Annotated in this window: 12 protein-coding genes and 1 pseudogene; 9 read left to right on the forward strand and 4 right to left on the reverse strand. The window is 40.6% G+C overall.

Annotated elements, in window-relative coordinates; translation table 11 throughout:
• Positions 1 to 966, reverse strand: a complete 966-nt coding sequence (locus tag L0B53_RS08785; protein ID WP_235061702.1) for a calcium/sodium antiporter — start codon at positions 964 to 966, stop codon at positions 1 to 3.
• Positions 967 to 1,329: 363 nt separating this feature from the next.
• Between L0B53_RS08785 and L0B53_RS08790 the strand changes: the two genes are divergently transcribed.
• Genes L0B53_RS08790 through murA form a run of 7 tightly spaced genes read left to right on the forward strand, consistent with a single transcriptional unit; the run spans position 1,330 to position 6,057 of the window.
• Positions 1,330 to 2,175, forward strand: coding sequence for an ATP-binding cassette domain-containing protein (locus L0B53_RS08790; RefSeq protein WP_235061703.1), 846 nt, complete (start codon positions 1,330 to 1,332; stop codon positions 2,173 to 2,175).
• Between the two features lie 51 nt (positions 2,176 to 2,226).
• Positions 2,227 to 2,970 (forward strand): lipid asymmetry maintenance ABC transporter permease subunit MlaE, encoded by a 744-nt coding sequence (gene mlaE / locus L0B53_RS08795; RefSeq protein WP_235062209.1) that lies wholly within the window; start codon positions 2,227 to 2,229, stop codon positions 2,968 to 2,970.
• 2 nt (positions 2,971 to 2,972) lie between these two features.
• Positions 2,973 to 3,443 carry an outer membrane lipid asymmetry maintenance protein MlaD gene (gene mlaD, locus L0B53_RS08800; RefSeq protein WP_235061704.1) on the forward strand — a complete coding sequence of 157 codons (471 nt, stop codon included), beginning with the start codon at positions 2,973 to 2,975 and terminating at the stop codon, positions 3,441 to 3,443.
• 2 nt (positions 3,444 to 3,445) lie between these two features.
• Positions 3,446 to 4,159, forward strand: a complete 714-nt coding sequence (gene mlaC, locus L0B53_RS08805; RefSeq protein ID WP_235061705.1) for a phospholipid-binding protein MlaC — start codon at positions 3,446 to 3,448, stop codon at positions 4,157 to 4,159.
• A 6-nt stretch (positions 4,160 to 4,165) separates the two neighbouring features.
• Entirely contained in the window at positions 4,166 to 4,516 is a 351-nt protein-coding gene (locus tag L0B53_RS08810) for a lipid asymmetry maintenance protein MlaB (RefSeq protein ID WP_235061706.1), read from the forward strand.
• Between the two features lie 4 nt (positions 4,517 to 4,520).
• Positions 4,521 to 4,778 (forward strand): BolA family iron metabolism protein IbaG, encoded by a 258-nt coding sequence (gene ibaG, locus L0B53_RS08815; protein WP_235061707.1) that lies wholly within the window; start codon positions 4,521 to 4,523, stop codon positions 4,776 to 4,778.
• Between the two features lie 13 nt (positions 4,779 to 4,791).
• Entirely contained in the window at positions 4,792 to 6,057 is a 1,266-nt protein-coding gene (gene murA, locus L0B53_RS08820; protein WP_235061708.1) for a UDP-N-acetylglucosamine 1-carboxyvinyltransferase, read from the forward strand.
• Between the two features lie 177 nt (positions 6,058 to 6,234).
• Here the strand turns inward: murA and L0B53_RS08825 are convergent, their stop codons facing one another.
• The 3 genes from L0B53_RS08825 to pepA form a co-directional block, all read right to left on the reverse strand.
• Positions 6,235 to 9,096, reverse strand: a complete 2,862-nt coding sequence (locus L0B53_RS08825; protein WP_235061709.1) for a valine--tRNA ligase — start codon at positions 9,094 to 9,096, stop codon at positions 6,235 to 6,237.
• Positions 9,097 to 9,116: 20 nt separating this feature from the next.
• The gene (locus tag L0B53_RS08830) at positions 9,117 to 9,569 is read right to left on the reverse strand and encodes a DNA polymerase III subunit chi (protein WP_235061710.1); all 453 of its coding nucleotides are present in this window, start codon (positions 9,567 to 9,569) and stop codon (positions 9,117 to 9,119) included.
• A 224-nt stretch (positions 9,570 to 9,793) separates the two neighbouring features.
• Positions 9,794 to 11,305, reverse strand: a complete 1,512-nt coding sequence (gene pepA, locus L0B53_RS08835; protein ID WP_235061711.1) for a leucyl aminopeptidase — start codon at positions 11,303 to 11,305, stop codon at positions 9,794 to 9,796.
• A 194-nt stretch (positions 11,306 to 11,499) separates the two neighbouring features.
• Here pepA and lptF point away from each other — a divergent pair, with 194 nt between their 5' ends.
• On the forward strand, positions 11,500 to 12,600 hold the full coding sequence (gene lptF, locus L0B53_RS08840; protein WP_235061712.1) for an LPS export ABC transporter permease LptF: 1,101 nt from the start codon (positions 11,500 to 11,502) through the stop codon (positions 12,598 to 12,600).
• Positions 12,600 to 13,669: pseudogene (gene lptG / locus L0B53_RS08845) on the forward strand (LPS export ABC transporter permease LptG). The gene lptF and the pseudogene lptG overlap by 1 nt, the downstream one beginning before the upstream one ends.
• Positions 13,670 to 13,700 lie beyond the last annotated feature (31 nt).

Below are 13,700 nucleotides of genomic sequence, written 5' to 3' on the forward strand. Positions count from 1 at the left end.
TTATGCTGCCATCGTCGAAATAAGATAAACTTGATAAGCCATAAATGTCATTAATAAAATAATACCGTGCCAGCGGCTAATTTTACGTTTTTTACCTAATGCCATCACCACCAATAATAGTGATACACCAAGCATGACATAATAGTCTCGGCTCATGGCTAGTGGATTTATTGTCGATGGGTGTATTAATCCAGGAATGCCCATCACGGCGAGAATATTGAAGACATTAGAACCAATAACGTTACCCACTGCCATATCATCTTCACCTTTTAACACCCCAGCAATCGAAGCTGCAAGTTCAGGCAAGCTAGTACCGATAGCGATGATGGTTAAGCCAATAACGAGATCGCTCATGCCAAAGAAGTGTGCAATAGTCACTGCAGAATCGACTAAAATACTGGCACTAACAGGAAGAATAATTAGGCCAACAACAACCCAAATTGTTGCCCAGAGATTGCTGACGCCAGTGGGGATCTCTGAGTCGTGAGCTGACTCTAATGGGTCATTATTATTCTTTTCATCACGACTAATTTTTAACATCGCCAATAAGAAAATAACAAAGAGTGCAGCCAACAAGACGCCTTCGATAAAGCCTAATCGATTATCCCATAAAATTAGACCAGCAATCGCGGTGACAATAATCATCAGGGGTAATTCACGACGAATAATCGTTGAGCTGATTGCCAGTGGTTTGATTAATGCAGTTAAACCAAGGATTAATGCAATATTGGCAATATTTGAACCGAGTACATTTCCCACCGCAGTATCAGTTTTTCCTGCCAGTGCAGCTGTCGCAGAAACCACCATTTCAGGTGCAGATGATCCCATAGCAAGAATCGTCATACCAATAACTAAGGGAGATATGCCAACATTTCTAGCAAGTGCCGCGGCACCATAAACTAATCTATCTGCACTCCATACTAATAGTACAAGTCCTATAATCAAAAAAACGACAGCTTCTAGCATTAATGACCCTTAATTGTATTGGTATTTTTATACCTCTCATATTTGAAGTCGTTAGGATGTTAGCTGTACTCGCTCGCCTAGTCGCAACGTCAATTATTTTAGGTATATATAATTAGAGTAATTTTGACCTCTCAAGCAGCAAAAGGGAAGAGCTATCACAAGAATAATGTTGTTAAATTTATTAATCACAACGGAATTGATAAAAAACATCTCACAGAGGTAAGAAAAAAAAGTGTCATTAAATCGAGAATAAGGTGTGGTTTATTTTATTGATATTAAAATAAAGGAGAGTAATAACTATATTTGTCAGTTATTTATACTACTCTTTTATGATAGTAAATAAGGATATAGAGAGTTGACTAAGTGGCATTGAGTGAAAATATTATCACAATAGAAAATTTAACGTTTTCTCGAGGGGAGAGAGTGATCTTTGATCGAATCTCGCTGACGATCCCAAAAGGAAAAATTACAGCCATTATGGGACCTTCTGGAATTGGTAAGACCACATTGCTTCGATTAATCGGTGGTCAAGTGTTACCTGATAGTGGTGATATTTATTTTCAACAATGGAATATACCTACGTTAAACCGACGAGATCTTTATCGAGCACGGGATCAGATGGGAATGCTGTTTCAATCTGGTGCACTATTTAGCGATATGAATGTCTTCGATAATATCGCCTTTCCTATCCGAGAGCATACCAATCTTTCTGACGATATTATTGAGATGATGGTGTTACTTAAGCTGGAATCTGTTGGCTTGCGAGGCGCTGAAAAATTGATGCCATCAGAGCTTTCTGGCGGAATGGCTCGAAGAGTCGCATTAGCGCGTGCCATTGCCCTAGATCCAGATTTAATTATGTACGATGAACCTTTTGTTGGCCAAGACCCCATTACGATGGGGGTATTAGTCAAATTGATTAAAAGTTTAAATGATACGTTAGGGATCAGCTCAGTCATTGTAACTCATGATGTACCCGAAGTGATGAGTATTGCTGATTACCTTTACATTATTGTCGATGGCAAAGTGTTAACCAAAGGCACACCTGAGCAGTTGTTAGCAAATCGCGATCCGATGGTTCAGCAATTTATGCAAGGACGAGCCGATGGTCCTGTCTCTTTTAACTATTCCAGTCAAGATTTAACCACCGCTATTTTCTCTGATAACGCTTTACAAGTTAATCAGCAAGCTAGGCAACAGGTTAAGTAAGGAGAGTGACAAGTGGTGATTAATTGGATCCAATCTTTAGGTGCAAGAGGGATGAATATTTGTCGGTGGGTAGGGCGTTCAGGCTTTATGTTGGCTGGCGCTATTATCTGTCGACCCCAGCCCGTTAAAATGTTTCCGCTCTTAATTCGTCAACTATACTCAGTAGGGGTTTTGTCCCTTGTTATTATTATTATCTCTGGTCTTTTTATTGGGATGGTTTTAAGTCTACAGGGTGTGTTAGTCCTGACTGATTATGGTGCTGAAGCGAGTGTTGGACAGATGGTGGCGCTCTCCTTATTACGAGAATTGGGGCCTGTCGTCACTGCACTACTTTTTGCCGGGCGAGCAGGTTCTGCACTAACGGCTGAAATTGGCTTGATGCGAACAACAGAGCAGCTTTCAAGTATGGAAATGATGGCGGTTGATCCGTTACGTCAGATTGTCGCTCCTCGTTTTTGGGCGGGAGTTATTTCAATGCCGCTATTAACAATGATTTTTATTATTGTGGGTATTTATGGTGCAGAAATGGTTGCAGTCAATTGGAAAGGGATTGATCAAGGGAGCTTTTGGTCATCAATGCAATCAGCCGTTGATCTTCAATATGATGTTTTAAATTGTTTAATTAAGAGCTTTATCTTCTCGATTGCCGTGACTTGGATTGCACTTTTTAACGGTTATGATTCGGAGCCGACCTCTTCAGGAATTAGTTTAGCGACAACTAGGACCGTTGTACATTCATCGTTAATGGTCTTAGCCTTGGATTTTATTTTAACCGCATTGATGTTTGGGAATTAAATATGCAGCAGACAAGAAAGAGTGAGCTTTGGGTTGGGTTTTTTATGATTATTGGTCTGCTGGCCATTGTTCTAATTACCTTAAAAATGACAAATTATCAGCGTGGTGGCTCAGGTCAGAGTTATCAATTAAGGGCTCAATTTGACAATATTGGTGGTTTAAGAGAACGTTCTCCAGTCAAGGTGGGAGGTGTGGTCGTGGGGCGAGTGAGCTCGGTGACTTTAGATCCCATCACTCATATTCCAGAAATTACCTTTACTATCGATCAAGAATTTGGTTATTTCCCTGAAACTTCGTCGGTAACGATTTTAACTTCAGGGTTGTTAGGTGAGCAATATCTTGGTTTAGTCCCTGGTTTTGAAGATGATGATATTGAAATGTTGGCGGATGGCGATTTAATTGAAGACACTAAATCAGCGATTGTATTAGAAGAGTTAATTGGTCAAGTTTTATATAGTTTAGGAGAGGATTAATCATGACATTTAAACGTATGAGAGGAAAAATAGGTTCTTTCTTATCGACTGTGTTGCTGGTTTTGTTCGCTCAATCCCTATTGGGCTCAGCAATGGCATCGGAAAGGCTTAACGGAAATAACATCGATCGCACTGATCCTTATAAAATGATGACGGCGGTATCAGAGCAACTTTTTAGCACCATTAAAGCCAATCAATCTACGATTAGTCATGATCCTGAAATGCTACGTGTTATTGTTGAAGAAGAGCTAATGCCTTATATCAACGTTCGCTACGCAGGCTACAAAGTTTTAGGTCGTTACTTAAAAAGTAGCAGTAAAACAGAACGAGATATTTTCATTTCTGCATTCAGCCAATATTTAACGCTCTCTTATGCCCAAGTATTGTTGCAATATGAAGATCAAAAAGTTGAAGTTATCAAACCAAAGTCGATAACTAGCAGTGCCACTATCACCTCTATTCAGGTCAATATTATTGATAAAAGTCGACCAACGATTAATCTTGTTTTTAAATTAAGAAAGAATAAGAAAACAGGAGAGTGGCAAGGGTTTGATGTTGTGGCAGAAGGGGTGAGTTTATTGACTACTAAAACCAGTGAGTGGAGCCCAATTTTAAGAACAGATGGTATAAATGCCCTCACCGAACGACTACAAAATTTATCAACTGCACAATTAAAAGCCGTTGATGGTGGTCATGTTGATAGTAATAAAGAGTAAATATTGATGAATCAAGTCATAATTGAAATTGAGAACTCCACTTCGTCAAAGGCTAAAGAAGCGAGACTTTATGGCGAATTAACTCGTGATACGGCTTTAGCATTTTGGCAGAAGCGAGAGCAGTGGCTACAACAATTTCAAATGATTGATGGTAAAAGTGTCAATTTATCGTTAAAAAGCATGACAAAAGTGGATTCTGCTGGTTTAGCAGTATTAATACTGCTACTTAAACATTCTCGTTTGGCAGGTTGTCATGTATTATTATGCGCAATCCCGAACCAACTACTAGGGTTGATTCAATTAAGTTACGCACACACAGCATTAGCTGAATACCTTGAGATTTCAGCAGAAGGATAAGTAAATGGAACCGAGTGAAATTAAAGCGCTATTAGAATCTGAACTTAACTTAGATGAAGTACATGTAAAAGGTGAAGGTAGTCATTTTGAAGTGATTGCTGTTAGTGAATCTTTTGCTGGTATGAGTCGAGTGAAAAAGCAGCAGACTATTTATGGACCACTTATGGAACATATCTCAGCAAATACTATTCATGCTCTCTCCATTAAAGCATTTACGCCTGAAGAGTGGGCGCGTGATAAGAAATTGAATCAGCTTTTCTAATTAGAGAATGACTATGCAAACATTTCATATTCAAGGTAGTCCAAAGCCATTAAGTGGTGATGTGACCATTTCAGGTGCAAAGAATGCGGCGTTGCCTATTCTATTTTCAGCACTATTGGCGGAAGAGCCTGTTGAAATTACTAATGTTCCTGAACTTCGTGATATTGAGACCACATTAAAGCTGCTTAAAAAGTTAGGAACTAAAGCTTCTCGTGGTGAATCGGGTTCTATCTTCATTGATGCTGGCGGCGTTGATCAATTTTGTGCCCCTTATGAGCTTGTAAAAACAATGCGAGCTTCGATCTGGGCATTAGGGCCATTAGTGGCTCGTTTTGGACAAGGTCAAGTTTCATTGCCAGGTGGCTGTGCAATTGGTGCTCGTCCCGTTGATCTGCATATTCATGGTTTAGAGCAGCTCGGTGCAACTATCGTTTTAGAAGAAGGATATGTAAAAGCATCGGTTGATGGTCGTCTTCAAGGCGCTAAAATTGTGATGGATAAAGTGAGCGTTGGAGCAACGGTCACGATTATGTCTGCGGCAACATTAGCGGAAGGTACGACTGTTATTAATAATGCCGCACGTGAGCCAGAAATTGTTGATACTGCTGATTTCTTAAATACCTTAGGGGCTAAGATTGAAGGCGCAGGTACAGATACGATTACAATTCATGGTGTTGAGCGTTTAACGGGTGGTATTCATAAAGTACTTCCTGATCGGATTGAAACAGGAACATTCCTAGTTGCAGCCGCTGTATCTGGCGGTAAAATCATCTGTCATAATACCGATGCCAGTCTGCTTGAGGCGGCATTAGCCAAATTAACTGAGGCGGGTGCTAACGTTGAGATTGGTGATGATTGGATTTCGTTAGATATGACTGATCGTGAGCTAAAAGCTGTTGATATAACAACCGCGCCACATCCTGGCTTCCCAACAGATATGCAAGCACAATTCAGTCTATTAAACTTAATGGCGAAAGGTACTGGTATAATTAAAGAGACGATCTTTGAGAATCGTTTTATGCATATTCCAGAACTGCAACGCATGGGCGCTCATGCTGATATTGAAGGTCATACCGTCATCTGTAATGATTGTGATGGTTTGAGTGGCGCACAAGTGATGGCGACTGACTTGCGAGCTTCTGCGAGCTTAGTGATAGCGGGTTGTATTGCCGAAGGTGAAACGATTGTTGACCGTATCTATCATATTGATCGTGGTTATGAGCATATCGAAGATAAACTTCGTGCGCTAGGTGCGAATATTGAACGTGTTACGCCTTAGTCGGTAACTCAATCAATAAAATAAAAAAGAGCCGATACTCAAATGACGATAAATCGTTAACTGGGTATCGGCTCTTTTTTTGTATCAAACCTAGGTATTAAACGTAGGTCTAAACTTAGGCAGTAACTTTAGCAACAGAGAAGATGACATCATCTTCTCTGCCATAGCGTTAATCTCTTAAAGTGCAGCGATAGTGACTTTCTGCTCTTCAAGTTTAGTTAGCGTCTCTTGGTAACCTTCAAGCTTTTCACGCTCTTTTGCTACCACAGCTTCAGGAGCTTTTGCGACGAAACCTTGATTGTTTAATTTACCAGAGATACGTTTGATCTCACCGCCAATTTTAGTCATCTCTTTGTCTAGACGCGCAAGTTCTGCATCCTTATCAATAAGACCTGCCATTGGGATAAGTAGTTCAGATTTACCCACTAATGCGGTCGCACATGCTGGCGTCTCTTCACCGTCGGCTAAAACTTGAATCGCATCTAATTTCGCTAATGATTGAAGTACTAGGCTGTTTGCTTCGATACGATCAGCATCGTTTTGATCAACCACACGTACCATCACCTCAAGACCTTTACTTGGTGCGATGTCGTACTCTGCACGTAAGTTACGAATACCGGTAATGAATGATTTAACCCACTCAATATCAGCAACCGCATTTTCGTTCACGTTTTCCATGTTAAATTGTGGAAGGGCTTGAGTCATAATTGTCTCGCCTTCAACATCTTTAACTAATGGTTTTACGCTCTGCCAGATAGATTCTGTAATATAAGGCAGTACAGGGTGAGCCAGACGTAGCGTCTTCTCAAGAACTGTAATTAATGTGTAACGAGTACCACGTTGTTGCGCTTCAGTCCCTTTCCATAAAACAGGCTTAGTTAATTCTAAGTACCAGTCACAGAATTGGTTCCAAATAAACTCATAGATGGTTCCAGCCGCCATATCTAAACGGTAGTTATCGATATGAGAGTTAAAGTCTTTCGCTGCAAGTTCGAACTGAGATTCAATCCATTGGTCAGCTAAAGAGAATTCAAGTTCTGCACCCTCAGCCATGCCACAATCTTGATCTTCACTGTTCATCAATACATAACGACTCGCGTTCCATAACTTGTTACAGAAGTTGCGGTAACCTTCAAGGCGCTTCATATCCCAATTGATATCACGACCGGTTGATGCCATAGCAGCCAAGGTGAAACGTAATGCATCCGTACCATAAGCTTCGATGCCATCTTCAAACGTTTTGCGTGTCTGTTTTTCAATCTTAGCGGCTAGCTTAGGCTGCATCATGTTGCCACAGCGCTTTTCAACAAGATCTTCAAGACCAATACCGTCGATCATATCGATTGGATCGATAACGTTACCTTTCGATTTTGACATCTTATCGCCATTTTCATCGCGAATGAGGCCGGTAACATAAACAGTTTTAAATGGAACTTGTGGTTTGCCATTTTCATCTTTCATGAAGTGCATGGTCATCATGATCATACGAGCAACCCAGAAGAAGATAATATCAAAACCAGTGACCAACACATCAGATGGGTGGAAGGTTTTAAGGTCTTCAGTATTTTCTGGCCAGCCTTGGGTACCAAATGTCCATAACGCAGATGAGAACCATGTATCAAGCACATCGTCATCTTGGCGTAGAACCACAACGGGTGCTAGGTTGTTATTGGCACGAACTTCATCTTCAGTACGACCAACATAAACATTACCGTCGTTGTCATACCATGCTGGGATACGGTGTCCCCACCAAAGTTGACGTGAGATACACCAATCTTGAATATCGCGCATCCAAGAGAAGTACATATTTTCATACTGCTTAGGGACGAACTGGATCTCGCCATCTTCAACGGCTTTTGTTGCAGTTTCTGCTAGAGGTGCAGCACGAACATACCACTGATCCGTTAGCATTGGTTCGATAACAACACCACCACGGTCACCATAAGGTACCGTTAAATCGTGATCTTTTATCTCATCAAGAATACCTAGCTCTTCGAATTCAGCAACAATTGCTCGACGTGCAGCAAAACGCTCCATGCCGTGGTATTTTTCAGGTAGCGTTGTGTCATAAGCGTCACTTAGCTCACCATTGGTGTTGAAAACTTCTGCTGAATCACGAATATCACCATTAAAAGTAAGGATATTGATCATCGGCAATTGATGACGTTTGCCTACTTCATAGTCATTGAAGTCATGAGCAGGCGTGATTTTCACACAACCCGTTCCTTTATCCATATCTGCGTGTTCATCACCGACGATAGGGATGCGACGGTTAACGATAGGAAGTAGAATTTCTTTACCGATAAGATCTTTATAACGAGGATCTTCAGGGTTGACGGCAACACCAGTATCACCCAGCATCGTTTCTGGGCGAGTCGTGGCAACAATAATATAATCTTTGCCATCTGGCGTTTGCACACCATCCGCTAATGGATAACGGAAGTGCCACATATGACCTTTTTTGTCTTTGTTTTCAACTTCAAGGTCTGAGATAGCGGTGTGTAGTTTTGGGTCCCAGTTAACTAGGCGCTTACCACGGTAGATCAGATCGTCTTGATATAGACGAACAAACACTTCTTGAACCGCATTTGATAAGCCAGCATCCATTGTGAATCGTTCACGATCCCAATCGACAGATGCACCTAAACGGCGTAACTGTTGAGTAATATTACCGCCAGATTCTGCTTTCCATTCCCAGATTTTATCGATAAACGCTTCACGACCGTAATCATGTTTAGTTTTATCTTCTTCTGCCGCAATTTTGCGTTCAACAACCATTTGAGTGGCAATACCTGCATGGTCAGTACCAACCTGCCATAAGGTATTTTTCCCTTTCATACGCTCGCAGCGAATTAAGGTATCCATAATGGTATCCTGGAAAGCATGGCCCATATGCAAGCTACCAGTGACGTTTGGCGGTGGGATCATGATGCTATAAGCATCTTTAGTTGTATCACCATGAGGCTTAAAGTAACCTGCCTCTTCCCAGCGCTGATATAGCGCTTGTTCGATTGATTTTGGGTTATATGTCTTTTCCATCGTACTCTTATGGATATTAATTAAAGTGTTGGAGGGATAGCAGTGGTTTCTAATGTAAACCCAGCAAGACGATACTGCTTGTACCTTTCTCTTGCTTGCTGCTTCTTATTTTCATCACAGGGAACGAATTCTATCACTTGATGGAAGGATATCGCAAAATTTGGTGCATATTCGGCTAAATTAATTAAAACATCCCGCCGTTGTGGCGTTGCTGTTCCTGGCCAGCCAATTTCAACTTGCGAACCATACTTTCCACCTTCACCCACTAAATTGTGAGCAACAAAGGATGAGAGTTCGAGCTGCCATAGCTGCTCATCAATGCTAAGTGCTTGTTGTTTATCTTGAGCAGCAACAAATATCTTTTTTCCTGCTTGAGCCAATTCAACTGTTTTTTGACAGATAAACTGTTCGATTAGCACTGTTGTTAGTGGTGGAGCATCAGGACTAACAGTAAAAAAGGTTACTACTGCCATAATAGTCGAAAACCTGTAATCAGAGAAGTATTGTTGCTAATTCATCAATTATACCCAAAGTAATTGGAGTTGCTAGTAGGCGGCAAGTGAATGAGGCCCCATGAGTCTAGGTTTTCTATATGATTGGGGCGAATGAATATAGCCAACAACCTAGCAACTTCAAGTAAGAAGGGTATACAAACAATAAAGGAGCCTTTCAGCTCCTTTGTTACTTGTTAGTTTTTTTACTCTTGAGAGTCCGAAGAATCTGCTTTATTGAGCATAAATTGAACAAGAAGTGGGACAGGACGACCTGTTGCACCTTTATTTGCACCCGATACCCATGCAGTTCCAGCGATATCTAAGTGTGCCCAGTTATATTTTTTAGCAAAGTTTGATAAGAAACAACCGGCAGTAATTGTACCTGCTGATTTACCACCAATATTTGCCATATCAGCAAATGGGCTAGCTAATTGCTCTTGGTATTCTTCGGTCATTGGAAGACGCCAAGCTCTATCACCGGCTTGCTCGGATGCATTAACCAGTTCATGTGCTAATGGGTTATGGTTGGCGATAAGTCCACTAATATGGTGACCTAAAGCAACAACACAAGCACCCGTTAAGGTTGCTACATCAACAACGCAGTCAGGTTCAAAGCGTTCAACGTAAGTCAAAACATCACATAAAACTAAACGACCTTCTGCATCAGTATTAAGTACTTCGACGGTTTTACCTGACATGGTGGTTAAAATATCACCTGGACGATAAGCATTACCGCCTGGCATATTTTCACAGCCCGCAATCACACCAATAACATTTATTGGAAGGTTAAGCTTAGCGAGGGCTTTCATTGCACCAAAGACCGATGATGCACCGCCCATATCATATTTCATCTCATCCATGCCTGCGCCTGGTTTAAGTGAAATACCGCCGGAGTCAAAAGTTAATCCTTTACCGACTAAAACGATGGGTTTGGCATTTTCGTCAGGATTATTCTTATACTCTATAATAGACATCATAGATTCATTGTTTGAACCACGACCGACAGCAAGATAAGAGGCCATGCCAAGTTCTTCCATCTCTTGCTCACCAACAATTTTTGTTTTAATTGTTGAGTAGTCATCGGCTAGACGACGCGCTTGAGAAGCAAGGTAAGCAGGATTAGCAACATTTGGTGGCATATTGCTAAGGTCTTTCGCGATACGGGTTCCTGAGGCAACAGCAAGACCATGAGCAATAGCTCGCTCACCTAAGTTTAGCTCTCGACGAGTAGGTACATTGAAAACTAATTTACGTAAAGGTCGACGAGTTTCAGGTTTTGCACTCTTAAATTGGTTAAAGGTGTACAAGCTATCTTGAGTTGACTCAACCGCTTGGCGTACTTTCCAATAAGTATCACGACCTTTAACATGTAATTCTGTTAAGAAACAGACCGCTTCCATCGATCCAGTTTCATTTAAGGTGCTGATTGTTTTCTTAATAATCTGTTTGTATTGACGTTCATCCAGTTCACGTTCTTTACCACAGCCAACTAATAATATACGCTCTGATAAAATATTAGGAACATGGTGAAGTAACAACATCTGCCCTGGTTTTCCTTCTAAATCACCACGGCGCAAAAGTGAGCTAATATAGCCATCACTAATTTTATCTAGTTGTTCCGCGATCGGAGATAGACGCCTAGGTTCAAATACGCCAACTACAATGCAAGCGCTACGTTGTTTTTCCGGGCTGCCACTTTTTACATTAAACTCCATGGGAACTCCTATGTTTAAAGACAAATAAAGTTAATTGTTAGATAATATCAAACTTACTTGCTAAATTGATTATTCCATATACGATCATAAGTAAGTTTATCGTCACTTAAGCTAAATAATTTAAAAAATCAGCTATTAAACAAAAAACTATAGTGATTCCAGTAAAAACACAAGTTTTCTATAGGTATTAAAACGTGATAATTATCCGTTATTTGATTAAAGAGACATTAAAAAGTCAATTTGCAGTGCTATTTGTACTATTTTTGATCTTCATTAGTCAAAAATTTATTCGAGAATTGGCAAATGCGACCGACGGTAAGATCCCAGGTGATCTTATTTTGCAGATTGTTGCACTAAATATGCCAACCATGGCACTTTTGATGCTGCCTCTCAGTATTTATATTGGTATTTTACTGACTTTTGGCCGTTTATACGCTGAAAGTGAAATTACCGTGATGAATGCAACTGGGATGGGAAATACCATCTTAATTCGTGCTGCCTTCTTTTTAGCGGTTATTACCGGTGGTATTGCAGCTGTAAACTCTTTTTGGTTAGCGCCTGTTAGTCAAGAAAAAACAACTCAAGTACTTGAAGCAGTTAAAGCTGATAGTGGGTTAGAGTTACTCGTCAAAGGGCAATTTCAATCAGCACCTAATGGCCAAGCAGTCGTTTTTGTCCAAGATATTGAAAATAAAGGGAGAGATTTAAACAACATTTTTGTTGCTCAACCAATGCTTTCTGCATCGGCAAGACCGAGTGTTCTGTTATCAAAAACAGGTACGGTGACTGAATCTCCTGATGGTCGTCAGGTTTTGAATTTAAAAGATGGTACTCGTTATGAGGGAACACCGACTCAACAAGATATGATGATCACCAATTTTAGTGATTATGAAGCTTTGATTGGCCAGCGAGAAATTCAAGAAAAGAAAAGAAAATGGCGAGCACATTCGACGATGGATCTTTTAGCTAGTGACGATCTTTCGGCGAAAGCGGAATTTCAATGGCGTGCCTCTCTAGTTTTGTGTATTCCATTATTAACGATGATCGTTGTACCACTATCATCGGTTAACCCAAGACAAGGGCGATTTGCTAAATTAATGCCAGCTATCTTCCTTTATTTGCTTTACTTCTTGGCGATTAGTGCAGGGAAATCGGCTATCGAAGATGGTGGTTTACCGCCAGAGATAGGTTTATGGAGTATAAACCTCTTACTCTTCTTTATTGCAATAGGGATAAACAGTTGGGACAGTATGCCGATCCGCAAATTAAAAGCATCAATAAGAGGGCGTAAATAGTGTTTAAGATATTTGATCTCTATATTGGGCGAACGATTATTGCGACCAGTGCATTGACTCTCTCTATGCTGGTTGGGCTTTCGGCAATCATTAAATATGTTGAACAGCTTCGCAAGGTCGGGGATGGTGTTTATGATCTTTGGACGGCATTCTTATATGTGTTACTGAGTATTCCTCGTGATATTGAAATGTTCTTTCCTATGGCTGTGTTACTAGGGGCGTTGATTGGATTAGGAATGTTAGCTTCAAGTTCAGAGCTGGTGGTGATGCAAGCTGCCGGCTATTCTAAATTAGATATTGGTGTTTCAGTTTTAAAAACAGCAATACCTTTAATCTTGATTGTTATGGCACTGGGTCAGTGGGGATCGCCGATTACTCAACAATTAGCGAGAGAGATGCGCGCTGTCGCGATTTCAGGCGGAAACTTGATGGCAGTGCAGCGAGGGGTTTGGGCTAAAGATGATAATAATTATATTTATTTAGGGCGAGTCTCAAATGACGGTGATATCAATGCTGTTAATGTATGGCAGTTTAATGATCAATCTAAGCTTGAGACTTATACCTTTGCTAAAAGTGCTAAATATAATCAAGAGAGTGGTTGGACGCTAAAAGGTGTGACAGTCACTCATGTCAATGAGAGTAAAATAGGTAAAGAGACTTACAAGGATCATCATTGGGATACAACATTAACGCCAAGTAAGTTGGCTGTTGTGACCGTTAAGCCTGAAGAGCTCTCGTTAAGTGGTTCTTATGATTATGTTCAATATCTTAAAGAGTCAAAACAAGATCCAAGTCGGTATGAGTTAGCATTTTGGCGTAAAGCATTACAGCCTGTCAGTATCGGCGTTATGATGTTACTGGCTCTCTCATTTGTTTTCGGCCCATTACGAAGCGTCACTATGGGAGCGAGGGTTTTATCCGGTGTTGTGTTTGGTTTTGCTTTCTATATCTCAAATGAAGTCTTGGGGCCCATGAGTTTAGTTTATAATCTTCCCCCATCGTTGGTGCTATTGGACCTAGCTTGATCTTTTTAATGATTACGCTTTATCTATTAAATAGAAAGCTGTAAATAGGAAACTATCAATAGATAAAATAAAAGC

Source organism: Vibrio sp. SS-MA-C1-2 (assembly GCF_021513135.1).
In the GTDB taxonomy this organism is placed as follows: Bacteria; Pseudomonadota; Gammaproteobacteria; order Enterobacterales; family Vibrionaceae.

Coding starts and splice junctions, on each gene's coding strand:
- L0B53_RS08785 (WP_235061702.1), bottom strand. CDS start 966: ATGCTAGAAGCTGTCGTTTTTTTGATTATAGGACTTGTACTATTAGTA.
- mlaE (WP_235062209.1), top strand. CDS start 2,227: ATGAATATTTGTCGGTGGGTAGGGCGTTCAGGCTTTATGTTGGCTGGC.
- mlaD (WP_235061704.1), top strand. CDS start 2,973: ATGCAGCAGACAAGAAAGAGTGAGCTTTGGGTTGGGTTTTTTATGATT.
- mlaC (WP_235061705.1), top strand. CDS start 3,446: ATGACATTTAAACGTATGAGAGGAAAAATAGGTTCTTTCTTATCGACT.
- L0B53_RS08810 (WP_235061706.1), top strand. CDS start 4,166: ATGAATCAAGTCATAATTGAAATTGAGAACTCCACTTCGTCAAAGGCT.
- ibaG (WP_235061707.1), top strand. CDS start 4,521: ATGGAACCGAGTGAAATTAAAGCGCTATTAGAATCTGAACTTAACTTA.
- murA (WP_235061708.1), top strand. CDS start 4,792: ATGCAAACATTTCATATTCAAGGTAGTCCAAAGCCATTAAGTGGTGAT.
- L0B53_RS08825 (WP_235061709.1), bottom strand. CDS start 9,096: ATGGAAAAGACATATAACCCAAAATCAATCGAACAAGCGCTATATCAG.
- L0B53_RS08830 (WP_235061710.1), bottom strand. CDS start 9,569: ATGGCAGTAGTAACCTTTTTTACTGTTAGTCCTGATGCTCCACCACTA.
- pepA (WP_235061711.1), bottom strand. CDS start 11,305: ATGGAGTTTAATGTAAAAAGTGGCAGCCCGGAAAAACAACGTAGCGCT.